Raw genomic sequence first — 17,370 nt, 5'->3', positions numbered from 1 at the left:
TTATATCTTTTTAGTTTCTTATTCTTTCGACAATGAGAAAGGAGCAGCATACTTCGACGTACATCGTTCTTTATTCGGTTGACTTCCCATTTCAAAACGGATAATTCCTCCGTCTGCTATATCGTCGTATCTGATAAAATTCTTATCCAACACACGTCCATTTAAGGTAGCAGACTGGATATAGAGATTCTCTTTACTATTGTTGTTCGCTTCAATCACGAATTTATTGCCGTTTTCCATCGTTATAGTAGCTTTCTTAAATAACGGGCTACCAATTACATACTCATCCGTACCCGGACAAACGGCATAAATGCCTAATGAGCTCAAGATATACCATGATGACATACCACCCTGGTCTTCGTCTCCCGGATATCCTCTTTCTGTGGAATTATACAATCTTTCAACGATCTGGCGTACCCAATACTGTGTTTTCCATGGCTGGCCGGCATAGCTATACAAATAAGGCATGTGCTGAATCGGCTGATTGCCGTGTGCATATTGTCCCATACCCGCCAATTCCATTTCTTTCATTTCATGGATCACTCCTCCGTAAGTTCCCGGTTTAATAGTGCAGGGAAGGGTGAATACCGAATCCATTTTGGTCGTAAATCTTTGGTCGCTTCCGAACAAGTCTATTAATCCTTCTACATCATGGAATACGGACCAGGTATAATGCCAGGCATTACCTTCGCAGAAAGGTCCACCCCACTCCAATGGGTCAAACGGTTCCTGCCATTTACCATCAACGCCTTTTCCACGCATAAAACCGATAGACGGATCGAATACGTTTTTATAATTATACATCTGACGGGCAAAGACTTCCTGATAGTGTTTGTTTCCGGTCATTTTAGCCAGTTGGTAGCCACAGAAATCATCGTATGCATATTCCATTGTCTGTGCACTCGATCCCATTGATTCCGGATAAGGAACATATCCCAGTTCAAAATATTCTTTCCAGAAACCACGTCCGTTGGCACCTCCCCAAGGACCTTTATTCATGGCTTCGTGTGCGTAGGCTTTCAGAGCTTTCTCCGGATCAAAAGTCCGAATCCCTTTTGCCCACGCATCTGCCAATAATGAAATGGAGTGATTACCCAACATTCCTCCTGTTTCTCCGGGTGCTGACCAGGAAGGTAACCATCCGCATTGTTCTTGTGCGGCAAGCAAGGCATTCATGTAACGTCCCTGCATAGTAGGATGAAGAATATTAGTTAATGGAAATTGAGAACGGAAAGTGTCCCAGAAACCATTATCTGTATACATATATCCGTCATATACTTTACCGTCATAAGGACTATAATAATAAGGTTCTCCATTTGCTTTACGTTCATAGAATTTGCGTGAGAAGAGATTGGCACGGAACAGGCAGGAGTAGAAAGTTTTCATTTGTTCGTCTGTTCCACCTTCTACCTGGATTCTGTTCAATAATTCATTCCACGTTTTATGTCCACGTATTTTGGTGGCTTCCAAATTCTTATCTTTACCCAGTTCGTCGTTCAGTGTAATCACAGCCTGCTCTGCGCTGATATAGGAAGAGGCAGCCTTTGCCTGTACTTTCGATCCTTTCTTAAATTTGATATAAGCACCATAGCCTTTGCCTTCTCCTTCCAACTTTTTAGGATAAATCTCATCTTTCTGATTTTCCCACATACCGTAATCCTCAAATGCTTTGTCGAACTGCACTACAAAGTAACTACGGAATGTCTTAGAGTTATTTACAAAACGTTGGTTATTCACCCAACCGGAGATTTGTCTCTTTGCCGGATCAATCTTGATTTCACTCATATCTGTATATCCGTCAATTACCAGATAGGCGTCTTCGGTAGAGGGATAAGAAAAGCGTAAATGTACACCACGAGTAGTTGGAGCCATCTCGGTTGTAATTCCATTATCCAGCATCACTTTATAATAATGCGGCTTGGCTATTTCATTATCATGGCTGAACTTCGTTGCCCGCATCTCCTGATTTACAACTAATTTCCCCACCATCGGCATAAAGGAATACACTGCATAATCACTCATCCACGGACTGCATTGGTGAGACTGGCAGAATCCTCTGATATTATCTACTGCATATTGATATTTCCAGCCTTCTCCATTTTTCCCTGTCTGGGCAGACCACGTATGCATGGCATAAGGCATACCTGTAGTAGGATATGTATTTCCATAACTTAATCCGAAATGAGAGTCGGTACCTTGCAGTGTATTGACATATTGCACAAGGTCTTTCATTTGGGCATATATACCTGTTGAGAAAAAAGAGAAGATCACTAAATAAATGAGCTTGTTCATGGTTATTTTTTTATGTGTTACATCTATTTCACTTGACAAATCGAAACAACTATATCTATTTATTACCATAAGTAATACCCTGCCAGTCATCTGTACGGAAAGGGGACGCCGGAAGGTTAACTCCATTGTATAAATTACAAATTGGATTATCTGCCCAAGCATAACGCACTGCTATTGGGAAAGCAACTTCAGGAGATGAGACGATGATGGAATTACCATCAATCACAGCATCAGCCCAGTGAAACTTATGATCAACGCCAGAGATAGTAAATCCTTTTAGAGTTTCATTATTTTGAGTTTTCAGTCCCCCGTCTGTATGCTTAAAGTAAATGCGTATCTTATTACCTTCAATCTGATAAGTATCATACATAGGACCAGAATAAGGAATCTTTTCTCCATAGGTTTGCGTCCGGGCAACTAACGCCAAGCGTCTTCCTACTTCCTGTTTGTTCTTCGGATGAATATCAAAAGCATCACCTATATCAATTGTCACAGCCATACCTGTATTTGCAAGATGCAAGGTTCTTGTCTGAGCTTCTCGTAACTCTGCCCAGGTTGCGTCTACCGGAACAGTTTGTTGAGCTGTGAAACTAGCTAACTGTACCATATAAAATGGGAAATCATATCCCCAACGATCCCGCCAGTCTTTTATCATTAATGGCATCAATTCGCGATATTGATATGCTTGCCTTGTATTAGCCTCTCCTTGATACCAGATCGCACCCTTAATAGCATAAGGAATTAGGGGATTCAACATTGCATTGAACAGAAAACTGGGAACATTCGGTTCATTAGCAGTATTAACTGGCATCTGTGGAATATCCTTAATATTCAAAGAAATCTGATACTTCCAATCTCCAGCCAATTGTATGACATCTGATTGGGAACGATGAAGTGAAATACTTTCCGAACTACCATTAATTCCTCCTGTACCGCCTGTATCCATTACCCGTACAGCAATCACAGCCTTTCCTATCTTAACTAACCCTTTCGGAATTTTATAACTTCTTGGAGCCATCCATCCTTCTGTATGACCTACTTGCACACCATTAAAGTAAGTAAAATCATTATCATCAATTACCCCTACATTCAATGTCAGCTCTTTACCTGCCCAGTTAGCTGGAATATCTATCGTTTTCCTAAACCAAACAATACCATTAAATCCTTTCAAATCTTGATCTTGCATCAAACCAGGTACTTTCATTGTTTTCCATGTGCTATCTTCCAAATCTACAGCCGCCCATACAGCTTTACTATTGACAAACCCTTTATCAATCTTCTCTACATCCTTTTTCCAATCTTCCAGATCCGAATGAAATTTCCTTTCACGATCTTCTTTGGTTATTGGAAGTTCATTCAACACATCCAGTTTCTTTTGCATATCTGGCATTGTTGCCAACGCTTCCTTGCTCGTCCAAGTTTCTATATACGTACCTCCCCAAGATGTGTCAACCAGTCCGATTGGTACATTCTGATATTTATGCAAATCGCGTCCGAAGAAATAACCAGCTGCTGAAAAGTCTGCCACACTTTTTGACGAACAAACTTGCCAGCCATTTCCTGCTGCTTTTATATCACTAACAGGCAATGGACTTGTAGCTTTTTCTATCAATAGGAAACGAATATTTGGATAGCTATTTGCTTCTTCTTTTTCTTGTTGGTAGTTCATTACTTTACCCCAACCTTCTACCTGCATTTCCATATTTGATTGACCGGAACATACCCATACCTCCCCAATCATCACATTAGAAAGCTTCACTTGTTTCCCATCGGAAATTGTAATATCATAAGGACCTCCTGCTGCTGGAGTGGTTACTTTTGTTTTCCACTTTCCTCGCGCATCAGCTTGGATAGTATATCTCTTCTGATCCCATGAAGTAATAATCTCTATCTCTTTATTGGGTTTAGACTCACCCCATATAGGGGCTTGTGTTTGTTGCTGCAACACCATGTTATCCGAGAATATTGGAAGCAAGTTCACTTGCGCTGAAACACTAGTCACACATAATGACCAGAATAATGAAAACATATACAACTTATTCATTCCTAAATATACTTTTATCAATTTACAAGATATTTATTATAAGAACGAATAAAAGAACATTTACCACTAATATCCATTTTTTAGTTTTCCCAATTAGCCTACCTGAGAATAGCCCAAAATACATCTTTAACAATATTTAAGAGGACCATTTCCTGTTTATAAAGTCAAGAAATGATCCTCTTAAATGAACGATATTAATGCCTATCAAACTTATTCTTTATAAAGCATTTCCCAATTGTATACACGATAGAAGTAAGGACGATAAAGATCTGCACTACCTATTGCATTAAAATTTCCTCCAAAGCCATCTGCAGGGTCTGTATTAGTAGAAAAGACTAATTCACCTTCTCGTGATAAATGAGGATGTAAATTCACCATATATAAATTACCATAAGTCTGTACCCCCAATTTATCCAAAGTATTTGGAAATCCGAATAAAGTTTTACGATCTACAAAAGGTCCATAAGGCTTATCACTCCTGAAAATATACATTTCGCGTCCAAACCATTTGGCCTGTGCTACCATATAATAACTGTCTCCTTTTTTAAATACCCAAGGCATACTACAATCTTCTGCTTGAATTTTTGAAAGAGCAACTTGTTCTTGCGTTGGATAAGCATTTTGCCAGGAGTATTCTCCTTCTTCATTACACACATAATATTCCCATGGACTATCTAAACTATGTGTAGCCGTACGTGCAACTATAATATCATAATTATTATATGTACCATACAAATAAATATGTCCGTCTTCATCTTCATACAAAGTAGAACCATATCCATAAATATCAACATCATTAAAATGATGATTTGCACTAATGAGTTTCATGTAGTTTTCATCACCCGGTTTACCTTCTAAACTATAAGTAGCCAGACAAATCCCTTCATGTCTCATCAAATGTTCTTCATCCGTATTATCCACCCCATTCCAAAGAACTTGCAATTGATTATTATATACTGTAGCATCACCAGCCCAATATAACCAGTCTTGATCAATCTCTCCTTCTTGAATCTGTTCATCTGTTTTGGATGCCCTCGGATGACGAATATGAGTACGTGCCTGATAATAGCGTGGAGCATTAGGATCAGTAGTCTGGATAAAATCAGCCAACCAAACAAGATTCTCCTCCTTATCACCTGGTGTTTGTACCATAATCGTGTTACGTGGGAAGTTCACCTTGTTTCCATCACGTGACCGGGTTTCTCCATCTACAACTCCATAAAAACTATCATTAAATGACCAAAAGGTATTTCCATCAGGCAATTGAGTCGTCAGCACTCCATCCCCTCCATTCCATCCTAAAGTACGAGTAAATAATTTATCATATTTCTTATCTTTAAAAGCTACCACATAATCATTACGTTCCAACAGTTCTAATTCCCATGCCGGGTCTATATTATTTAATACATTTTCTACAGCATCATCTTGCGGAGTATTCTTGTATTCCAAAGGAAAAGCTTCAAATTTGTCACAAGCTTCAATTGTTCCACACAACAAAGGAAGTAATAAGAACTTTCCAATCTTATATTTATTCATAACTATATCTTTTATCAATTAATTAGAATGTCAATTGCACACCCAAATTCACAACACGTTGGTTCATGTATGCATCACCAGCCGTATTTGTTTTTATTTCCGGGTCTTGCTGATACTTATCATAACCTGTAAATGTTAGCAAATTGTAAGCATTTACATAGAAACGAATATTATCGATAGCTTTCGGCAATATCTTCTTTGGAAGCTGATATCCCAAATCAACAGTTTTCAAGCGAATATACCAAGCATTAATCAACCAAAAATCAGACATATAGGTACTAGCACTATTAATTGTAGAAGGATTGGTCGTCAAGCGCGGGAAACTAATTTCTTCACCATTTTGATAGCGTTCCAATGTCCAACGGCTAGTATGAATAGGCTGAAACTGACTCTTAAATGATTCAATACCTGTACCATTAATAGCAAAGCTATAATCAAATGAGCCCTGAAATAATACATTGAAGCTAAATCCTCGCCAATAACCACCAAACGACCATCCCAAAGTAGTAGAAGGCAAATTCGGTTTACCAATAGCTCCTTTATCATAATCATCGATTGTTCCATCATTATTCAAATCGGCATATTTTAAATCACCGGCTTGTACTGGAATATCTGTATATGGAGTCGCCGGAGCATCTGGAGCACCAGACTGTATTTTTGTAATATCTTCTGGAGTATAATACCCAATCCATTTATAACCAAAAGGTTGGTTCAAAGGTTTCCCTGTCTCTGCTAACCATGGATATTTTTGCTGAGCTTCAGCTTTATAATCGACTCTATTCTTTGCATAAGAAAAGACTAGATTCGTATTAAAATCAAAATCACCAAAACGGTCCTGATAACTAATCTGACCATCGAACCCTTGGTTGGTTGTCTTAGCTATATTATTGGGAGAAAATCCGATACCAAGAACCAGCGGAATGTCATTTCTCGTCACCAATTGATCATAACGTTTATCTAAAAAGTAGTCAATAGTAAACGAAAATTTATTCAAAAAATTCATATCCAAACCAACATCAAATTTCTTCGCCTTTTCCCAAGTAGCATTAGGAGTTCCCAAATCACCTTCCTTATAAGAGTCAGTAAGTTTTGGATAATCACCAAAAGAGTAACCATCACCCTTCTGATATACCTGATCATACAAATAACGATTGCCCGCTGCCACATCCGAACCAACAAGACCGTAAGAAGCTCTAACTTTCAAAAGTTGTACTTTATCTGCCAGCCAATCTACATTCTTAAAAAAGTCTTCTTCTGAAATAGCATAACCAATACCTACAGCCGGAAAGAATCCGAAACGATTACTCCTTCCAAAACGATCGGTTCCATTATAAGCCATATTGAGATCTATCAAATATTTGCTTTTATACTTATATCCCATTGTTAAGGTATATCCCTCAAAATTACTGGGAACAGCTGCTGATACAAGACCATCCCTGTCTACTGTCGTAGTTTGAAGATTATACAGAAACATAGCACTGACATCATGATCTCCTCCATTAAATACGCGAGCATAGTTCAGCGATGCCTGAATATTCAAATCTTTTGTAGCCTTTTCCGTACCACTAGTCACAGAAAACGTTCCATAATCATATACTTTATTGGGATTAATTACATATCCATTAGTTGACGAATCATAATGATAAGTAGGATATTGAGATCGGTTTGCCTGACGATGATTTTCGTCTACACTCGAATATGCCAAGCGGTAATTGGCAGAAAGTCCCTGTGTCAGAAAATCCATTTTCCAAGTAGCTCCATATAGAATATTATTATCATTACGACGGGTACGCTTATATCCTTCATTTGCTAAACGAGCATTCAACGTTGGTCTATACCCCTCCGTATCATTCAAATAAGCATAAGAGCCATCCGGGTTCAATACTGGAGCTGAATAAGGATGCATTTTTGAAAAATCATAAATTTCCCCTGTCGCATTCATATTACAAGGCTCATTGATATTCATAAAACGCGATGATATATCCAAGCGCATGCTCAAATTATCCGTTACAGCAAAGTCTATATTAGTACGATAATTAAAACGACGGTAGAAATAATTAGAATTCACTCCACTATCCTTCGTCCCAAAGTCTTTCACCATACCATCTTGCGTAAAGTAACCAGCAGAAACAAAATATTTCAGCCTTTTAGAACCACCGGAAACATCCACATTCACATTTTCCTGAAAAGCACTTTTCTTAAAAATCTCATCATACCAATTTACATCAGGATGACCGTAAGGATCTGTATGATCTCTGAAAGCCATCACATCTGCCTTTGAGAATGGTCTAGGCATACCATCATTCTCGTAAGCTTCATTCACCAAAATGGACGTATTGTATGAGTCTAAAAATTTCGGAGTACGTACTGGAATCTGCATACCACCTTCTAAACGTACATTGATTTGAGGCTTACCCTGTTCTCCTCTTCGGGTCTTCACCACCAATACTCCATTAGCTCCTTTAATACCATAGATAGCCGTTGTAGAAGCATCTTTCAAGATAGATATACTTTCGATTTCATTCACATTAATTTGAGACAACTGATCATACGTATACTGAACATCGTCCACTATAATCAATGGCTTATTACCATCCGTATTCAATGAACTCACACCACGAATAAAGAAATCAGAAGCATCTTTACCCGGCTGTCCGGATTGTTGTTGGCTAAAAAAGCCCGGTAATTTTCCGGTTAATGCATTCTGCAAACTACTAGTCGGTACATTACGAATTTCACGTGCTTGTATACCACTAACAGCTCCAGTCATCGTAATACGCTTAGCTTTACCATAAGCTACTACCACTACCTCATCAAGATTCGTCAAGTCTGGCGTTAGCTCTACGTTCCAATCCCGCTGATTCCCAACCTTCACAGTAAGTTTCTTAAAACCAATATAAGTGAATTCCAACACTTCACCTTTATTTACCTTCAACTGATAATTACCGTCAAAATCCGTAATTGTACCAATTGTCGCATCCTTCACTTTTACATTTACTCCCGGAAGCAGTTCACCATCTGTGGAAGACACCTTTCCTTTTACTGTTATCGATTGTCCAAAGGCAAACGCAAACAGGTTTATACTTAATAATATTAAAAGTATTCTTTTCATAACATATTACCAATTCGGGTTTTGAACCATATTTTTATTCTTTATCACTTCCGAGTACGGAATAGGATAGAAGTAACGTTTCACATTAAACGTAGTAGACAATACATTTATCTTATAATAAGTCGTTACGGCACCAGAAATTTGAATATTTAAACCTTCCAGAGGTTTCTCAAAAACTTCTTCAGCTATTCTCCAACGACGGATATCCCAATAGCGTTGTTCTTCAAAAGCCATCTCAATACGTCGTTCGTTTTGAATAATTTTACGCATCTCAGTTTTATTTATCGCCCCTAATGCTCCTAAGCCATAATTATCATCTTCATCGATACCCGCACGTTTCCTCAACGCGATAATAGCATTATATACATCTTGTGAAGGTGTCGACTGATATTCATTCAACGCTTCAGCATAATTTAGCAATACCTCTCCATATCGATACATCACCCACAAGTGTAGTGCTTCATTATCATACTCGCTTTTCGTTTTATAATCTTTCATAAACTTAGATATATAATAACTAGTTCGGCTATATTCGGCCCCTGAAGGATTATTCGCTCCACCGAAATTTGTTTGAAGCTGCGTATTCAACCAAGAAGAACCATGATGCAATACTGTTAACTCTAAACGGGGATCGCGATCTCTATACGGATCATTCTTCTCATTATATTCATATTTTGTACTATTACCGGGAGTTTTTCCATCTTTCATTAAAAATGATTCCACTAAATTTTGTGTCGGATTAGTATTTCCATATCCCAATGCATTTCCAGAAAATCCCAATGGTCCATTAGCTGTTTCAAATCCTTTACCTTTACCTATAGGACGAAAAAAAATCAATTCCGGATTATTTGTTGAGCTATAAAATTCTGTAGATATATTACGGAAATCAGCTGTCAAATCTAACGTCTTTTTACCATTAGGACCAAACTCTTCAATCAGATCCTTGGCTGCTTGAGCCGCCAGATTCCATCGCTCCGGATCATAAGAAGCATATCCTATCAATTCATTTCCAGGTTCTATAGGTCTTTCATTAAACAACGGACTAGCTGCATACAACAATACTCTGGCTTTCATTGCCATACAAGCTTCTTTTGTAGGTGCATGTGCATAGTCACCACCATCCGACATCGGTAATGAACGAAGATCGTTTTTAATTTCATCCAGTTCACGAACAATATAATCAACGCATTGAGCAAATGTATTCCGAGGAAGCTCTATATCATCGTTCAAATCGTATACTTGATCTCCCACCAAAGTAACACCACCATAACGTTTCACTAGTTCAAAGTAAAAGTGAGCTCTCAAAAAACGAGCTTCCGCTTTCATTGTATAATTCAACGGTTTTACCTCTCCCAACGCATTCGTATATTTCAGGTTAAAAGGCACCACGTCAATATTATTAATCAAGATATTCGCTTTACGGATTCCTTGATAATATTCACCCCATTCCATATCTGTCACACGAGTTAATGCCGAATAGCGTCCCATTAGCAATTTATAGACAGCTGGATCATTATTATTGACAGAGACAGCATCATCCGAGGCTGCATCCAAAAAATCACCATCTACCCGGTTGTATCCACTATATAAATGTTCATAATAGATATTGTTCAGAAATCGTCTGGATTGTACTCCAGCCGAATCGACTCTGGAAAACAAATAATCAAGCGTAAATTGTTCCACCGGTTCTTTTTCATATCCATCGTTACAAGCCGAAGCCATGAACAACAAGCCTGCACACAAAAATGTTAAATATTTATTTCGTACCATACAATAATTCATTAAAATCTGATATTAATACCTGTACTAATGCAACGTTGTAACGGATAGCTTGTGAAACTAACTTCCGGGTCAACTAAATCGCACGCAGACTTTGTAAACAAGTTCTGTCCATTGACAAATAATTTCACACGCAAGCCACCTAAATTGTTACGGCAAAATGAATCGGGCAAGTTATATCCCAAACTGATATTTTTCAAACGGATATAGTTTCCGGAACGTAACCAGAAAGAGGAGTTCCAGCCATTACCACGATTATAATTATTTCCACCAGCCGTCAGTCTTGGGAACGTAGCAGTTTCAGCTGTTTCCGGAGTCCATCTCCCCAACATATTTTCATAAGCCTGACCATAAAATTGACCATTTTGTTGGAAACCCTCGGTCAAAGTCACATCACCTAAATAATAATCACGGTTATAAGCTCCTTGCCAAAGCATAGAGAACTCTAGTCCTTTCCACTCAAAACCCAAATTAATTCCAAAATAGGAATACGGTTTATCACCACCAATTACAGTACGATCAAACTCATTAATCACTTTATCACCATTCAAATCTTTGTATTTGATATCACCCGGCTGAATATTTTTAAAACCTTCGATAACCGGACTATTTTCTATTTCTTCTTTGGAAGTAAAGAATCCATCGGCTACCAATCCGTACATTACTCCTACAGGACGACCTGTTTGACGTAGATATTCTTCCGGAACATACTGTTCGTCCATATAGAGCAATTTACTTTGATCACAACTCCAGTTAGCAGAAATATAATAATTGAAATTACTCACACGGTCTTGATAAGTCAACGAGAGTTCTCCACCAAAACGACGTACCTTACCTATATTTTCTGCCGGATAATACTGTCCAATTAACTGGATACTTTTACCTCTGCTTTGGAGCAAATCAAAATATTTATCATTATAATAATCTGCAGTCAGTTTTAAACGGTTATTAAATAATGACAAATCAACTCCTACATTCAACTTATACGCTTTTTCCCATGTCAAGTAGGGATTAGCTAACGGGGTATTTTCTGTTGTAAGATTCCCCATGCCCAGATTTGTTCCCATTGGGTAACCAGCTGCCACATTGCTAGAAAAAGTTTGTCGATATCCATAATAACCAGAGTTATCCATACCATTACCTGTCTTACCAAATATTCCACGTATTTTTAACTGATCTAGCCAATTAGCATCTTCCATAAAATTTTCTTTGCTTATATCCCAACCAAGGCCAAACGCGTAGAAAGTTCCCCAACGGTTACCTGGCGCATAACGATTGAAATAGCTTTCACTCAAAGCAGCCTGTACAAAATACTTCTCTGCATAATCATAAGCCACATCACCTATTATATTGGAAGGTAACTGAGGTAAATCATAGTTGACCAATGTTTGACGAGTGTCACTCATTAAAGTAGCTTTTACTCCATGTTTTCCAAAGCGCCGATTGTAGTCGACAGCAATCTGACCATACATCTGCTGATAACTAGTCACTGAATTAAAGAAATTAGATTGTGTATTTGTGGCCCCATGTAGAGTATAAAATTCTTTCCCTTCTTTATCAAATCCATAAGCATATACCGGAGCACGTTTGCTTCTTTGAACATACGAACGGTTCTGAATAGAAACATTACCCACCATACGAACTGACAGACCTTCCACTAATTTGCCAAAATCATATTTCAAGTTAATGCCTCCTACCATATCTCTCGCGCTATCCTTGATATAACCTGAATTAATCGACTGAGACATCAGGTTATTGTCAAACGTTTTATTCCCTCCCCACGTTCCATTTGGGTTTTTAATAGGATAAGCATTATTAGGAGTATTATAAATAGAATTTAATAAATTCCCATAAGATACGCCAGGTTGATTACCATCTTCTACACGACCAAGTAAAGTTACTTTTGCTGTAAAATCATCAGTAATATTGATGTTCACCTTCGAAGAAATCATATAACGTGAATATGATAAATTCGTATCATGAGCATCATTATCTGTGGGATTTGCAAACAACCCTTTTTCACCCTGATAACCTACACTGACAAAATATTGTGTAACCTTATTACCTCCTGTCACATTTAGATTATAAGCTTGTGTAATAGCATTTTTGTTCAATATTTCATCGAACCAATTTATATCAGGATGCGTGTATGGATTAGAGTGTGTACGAAACTTATTAAAGTCATCGTATGAATAAAGCGGATCCTTTCCGTCATTTTGTAATGCTTCATTCAACAAATATGCATATTGATATGCTGATAGAGGCTTAGGAGTTTTTAACGCACTCTGTACACCAAAACGTCCCGTAAAAGACAATTGAAAACCTTCTTTAATCGGTTCTTTAGTTGTAATCAGTAAAGTTCCACGCGAACTACGCATGCCCAAAAACATTGATGACAACGCATCTTTCTGTACAGATACCGATTCGATAGCTTCCGGGTCAAGTGAATATAGTTCTCTTTGGATACCATCAACAACTACTACCGGAGCATTGCCACGTGAACCGACGCTGAATTCAGTGTTGTCACTATAAAATCCCTGACCAAACAGAGGTATAGCACCAATCAAATCATTTCTTGAATTAGCAGCAATCTGATGTGCACGAGCTCCTGCATATTGACTAACATTCAAACCAGCCATACGACCTTGCAGAGCCGGTAAGATAGTTGTCCCCATCATAGACGATAACTCGTCCGTATACACAGTAGCAGCAGATCCTAAATAGTTTTTCTTATTTTTAGGTTCATAAGGTCCACTAATAGTTTCTTTATTTTTTATAAACTGTTCATTTAATGTTACCTTGAATACACGCTCAGTATTCTTCAACTTATTAACCTTAACTTCTTTGTGAATGAACTCCGGATGTGACAAACGCAATACATCTCCTTTTTTCATTTGAAATGTAAAAGCCCCATCAATCCCTGTTATAACTTTAAAATCACTATTCTTTATGGTGATCGTTACATCCGGAACTGGATTACCGTATTGGTCAACCACCTTACCAGTAATATTAGCACCACCTACTTCCTGCGCAAATACTTTCGGAGACATCATTCCCCAAAGCATACTCATAGCAAGCAATACAAAATAAAACCGTCTACTTATTTTAGTTACTATATTATACATACAATTTATCTATCTTTTTTAATATTAATAAAAAGAACAAACGCTTGATGTCTTTATTCACAGGCAAGTTCGCAAATAAAAGGTTCTTTTTCACCTTCTACCTCTCCCCCTTCTGCAGCTATTTTATCATCAGTACCCGTAATGCTAAGCGTACCGTCCTCATTTGTAAAGATGTACTCAATACGGGTGATGGTTTCCCCCTCTTGAATTCCAAAATATTCTGCCGGCCAAATTGTTAAGTTAAAGATATTACTAAGAATACTGTCTTCCTTAGGCATCAACGTTTTTGCATTCTTTTCTTTTACTTCATACGCATTGCCATTATCCGTATATGCTATAGCTTCCAGATAGACAGCATCAGCCTCCTTAAGTTTATTGTCATATGTATCACCTAGGAAAGTGAATGTCACAAAGTCATCTTGTAATGCTGCTAGTGGTTCAACTTTATTATAGTGAAAAGCACAGAAATCAGTTACTTCACCTACTCCTTCTACCACTTCGAAGCAATCATTACTAGATACATATTTCTTATATTTCATACCGTGTTCATCATTCGCAGGAAAGTCGTCTTCCGCAAAATTAATAAAGAAAGCAGGTTTAAAACGGAGATTTTTAGGTCCGGTTTTACATTTCAAAGTTATTTTGAAAGTAGCGTCCTCATGCTCAAGCATCGTATAGATCTTATTCGTACTAAAGGCTACCCATTCCATATCGTTCAATACATTGGTACCCACACCATATTCAGCCCTTAATACTTCCGACCAAGGTACATCCACATTTTTAGGTACTAATTGAGGATCAACAGGTGACATGGAAAACAAAGTTACTCCATCTTCCTTACCAGTAGCCGTATAAGTCACAGTTGTATTCTCACGTGCATTCCAACTTTTCGGGACCAAGATTGCCATAAGAAATTTTCTCGTTTGATTTTCTGCACATTCGATATGTCCATCAATAGTAAAAGTTGCAATTTCTCCTGCTTTTGCCCAATAAATGGGATTCTCTTCTGTACCTTGGTTGATATTAACCTTATCAAGATAAACACATCCGACTACAACAAGCGCCATCAGAATGCTACTGCTTACCCAAGCAATCCTATTTTTTTTGATATTCATTTTCATAAAATTACTTTAAAACGTTATTCTGTTACTTGCTTAAAAGTATAGATATACTTATTTGTATGACACCCCGGACTCAAAGTGATGGTCATCTGACGTTTTCCATTTACTGTTCGAAACCCAATTAGCGTCTTTATTTCCCTCTCTGTCCCATTTTCTTTAAAAAAAAGATGGAACGGATATATAGGATCATCCACACTCCAGCTACCATTACCTTTTACGATAAAAGGTAAATAGTTTTCTAGTTCGTATGTATTATCTTCATTCAGCACAATATGGAAACGTGTAAAATCCATCATGTCCGTAATGTCTACTCCATTTCGAGAAACAGCCGATAATTGCCAGTTGGCATTTATATTTTTAACTACTTCTGAATAATTTTCAGGGGTTATTTCGTCTTTAAACGTATTGCAAGAGCTAACAATTACTGTTAATGTAAGAAAAGCCCCCATTATAAATCGCACATTTAATTTCATACTATACTTTATTTCTTAAATTATTCATAATAAGGATTTTGTATCAAATCTTCAGATTTCACCGTTTCTTTATAAGGAATAGGAAAGAAGTACATCGCTTTACGGAAAGTATGTTTACGTACCGGAACCACCTTGCCTTTTTCTGTTATATTTTTGGTAATTTCGAATCCGTGCATTTGCATATTTTCAGTTTCTTCAGCAATCATCCAACGACGCACATCAAAGAAACGATGTCCCTCAAAAGCCAGCTCAATACGACGTTCCAAACGAATAGCGTCTTTCATTTTTTGGTAATCTGTTTCTACGCCCTCTTCCAATCCATACCTACCGTCATCTCCAGCATCGATACCAGCACGTTCACGAAGTACTTTCAATACTTCATACGGACTTATAATTTGTTCTCCTAAAATATCTTTATGATCAGGCCCATAATATTCGTTGACTGCTTCTGCATAATTCAATAGGATTTCAGCATAGCGAATCAAGTCAAACGCCTGTGAAGTACCTACAAACCAATTTCCCGCTAATTGGCGATGACTAAATTTCCGAATATAATATCCGGTCGGCGTACCACTTCCAAAAGCATCAGTAGTCGATCCCACCCCCTTATGAGTATAGACGACGTGATCTTTATCACCTCCACTCATCATTACACTACCATTCCAAACAACAGTATTAGCAAAACGTGGGTCACGTCCTTCTGCTGGTTTCATGGGATCATAAGGATATTTATCGCTCTTTCCTATTTTCTTTCCATCCTTCATCGGAAACTGTTCTACCAAATCGTGATAAATATAACCTCCATTACCATTACCACCACACGTAGGAGGACCAAACAATGCCTCACGTTGATTGCCTTCCCCTGGCCTGCATTCAAATATCATTTCACAATACGATCCATTTGAATACGTCACATAGGCCCCATCCGGCACCTTACCAAAGTCATTATTATGAAAGATTGCATAAAATCCCCATCCTGGTTCTGTTCTTCCGGGATTGTACCCATCAGCTTCTATATGGCGTGTGTAAATAGCATAACGATTTAGCTTTATCACATCAAGAGCTGCATCAACAGCTGCCTTCCAACGTTCTTTATCATAATCAGGATGACCGATCAACTCTTTTGGACAATTAGTAGATATACCAAAATCACTACCATTGAATAATTTACTAGCTTCATATAAACGAATACGAGAAATCAACCCTTTACATGCACCAGCCGTAGCGCGTCCATTATTTATACCGCTAAATACAACAGGCAAATCTTTTGCAGCCAACTCACATTCCTCTACAATATATTTCACACAATCAGCATATGTGTCACGCTTTGTTTTCATATCATCCGCCACTTCATATATGGTATCACCAAGCAAAGGTACTCCACCATAATGACGCAACATCATTGCATAATACCACGCACGCAAGAAACGTGCTTCCGCTTTATATTGAATCTTAGTGGATTCAAGTAACGGAGCACCATCCACATACTTCATAAATAAATTCACCCTTCGTATATTAGTATATGCTTTCTTCCAAACATCATCTTCCAATACATTAAGTGAATTAATAGTCCCTGTTGCAAACATCACATCATTAGTAACATCAGAGACTACTTTATAAGCAGCCTCGTCACAAGCAGTCTGTAAGCCCCCATGTTCTTTTGTTACCCCAAAAGCATTAGTAGTGTATCGATTGGGCTTAACATCATAACCAACATCTACATAAATTTGAGAAAGGAATCCTGCTGTATATGCACTATCTGCAAAAACAGATTCCCGATCAAGATCTGTTGTTTCAACCTGCTCTAAATTTGCACAAGATGAAAACAACCATACACCTACAATAGGTAAGAATAAATAAAACAAGCTTTTCATATACGATAGAAATA

Annotated in this window: 9 protein-coding genes; all 9 read right to left on the bottom strand. The window is 37.8% G+C overall.

Features of this window, described 5'->3' with window-relative positions:
- Positions 1 to 18: 18 nt before the first annotated feature.
- Complete coding sequence (locus KTR06_RS07720; RefSeq protein WP_120067181.1) at positions 19 to 2,292, bottom strand: GH92 family glycosyl hydrolase; 2,274 nt, start codon at positions 2,290 to 2,292, stop codon at positions 19 to 21.
- A gap of 55 nt (positions 2,293 to 2,347) precedes the next feature.
- Positions 2,348 to 4,336, bottom strand: coding sequence for a sialate O-acetylesterase (locus KTR06_RS07715; protein WP_120067182.1), 1,989 nt, complete (start codon positions 4,334 to 4,336; stop codon positions 2,348 to 2,350).
- Between the two features lie 210 nt (positions 4,337 to 4,546).
- Positions 4,547 to 5,872 carry a DUF5005 domain-containing protein gene (locus KTR06_RS07710; RefSeq protein WP_118407813.1) on the bottom strand — a complete coding sequence of 442 codons (1,326 nt, stop codon included), beginning with the start codon at positions 5,870 to 5,872 and terminating at the stop codon, positions 4,547 to 4,549.
- A gap of 22 nt (positions 5,873 to 5,894) precedes the next feature.
- The gene (locus KTR06_RS07705; RefSeq protein WP_118407812.1) at positions 5,895 to 8,984 is read right to left on the bottom strand and encodes a TonB-dependent receptor; all 3,090 of its coding nucleotides are present in this window, start codon (positions 8,982 to 8,984) and stop codon (positions 5,895 to 5,897) included.
- A gap of 6 nt (positions 8,985 to 8,990) precedes the next feature.
- Positions 8,991 to 10,754, bottom strand: a complete 1,764-nt coding sequence (locus tag KTR06_RS07700; protein ID WP_182425121.1) for a RagB/SusD family nutrient uptake outer membrane protein — start codon at positions 10,752 to 10,754, stop codon at positions 8,991 to 8,993.
- An 11-nt stretch (positions 10,755 to 10,765) separates the two neighbouring features.
- On the bottom strand, positions 10,766 to 13,888 hold the full coding sequence (locus KTR06_RS07695; RefSeq protein ID WP_118407810.1) for a SusC/RagA family TonB-linked outer membrane protein: 3,123 nt from the start codon (positions 13,886 to 13,888) through the stop codon (positions 10,766 to 10,768).
- A gap of 53 nt (positions 13,889 to 13,941) precedes the next feature.
- Positions 13,942 to 15,009 (bottom strand): DUF4961 domain-containing protein, encoded by a 1,068-nt coding sequence (locus KTR06_RS07690; RefSeq protein ID WP_118407809.1) that lies wholly within the window; start codon positions 15,007 to 15,009, stop codon positions 13,942 to 13,944.
- 17 nt (positions 15,010 to 15,026) lie between these two features.
- Positions 15,027 to 15,482: a DUF5004 domain-containing protein gene (locus tag KTR06_RS07685; protein ID WP_254306405.1), complete on the bottom strand. Its 456-nt coding sequence runs from the start codon at positions 15,480 to 15,482 to the stop codon at positions 15,027 to 15,029.
- A gap of 20 nt (positions 15,483 to 15,502) precedes the next feature.
- Complete coding sequence (locus tag KTR06_RS07680) at positions 15,503 to 17,356, bottom strand: RagB/SusD family nutrient uptake outer membrane protein (RefSeq protein WP_118407807.1); 1,854 nt, start codon at positions 17,354 to 17,356, stop codon at positions 15,503 to 15,505.
- Positions 17,357 to 17,370: the final 14 nt, after the last annotated feature.

Source organism: Bacteroides sp. MSK.20.12 (assembly GCF_019052435.1).
In the GTDB taxonomy this organism is placed as follows: Bacteria; Bacteroidota; Bacteroidia; order Bacteroidales; family Bacteroidaceae; genus Bacteroides; species Bacteroides xylanisolvens.
Note: the sequence above shows the minus strand (reverse complement) of the source record. Positions and strands in the feature narration are given on the sequence as shown.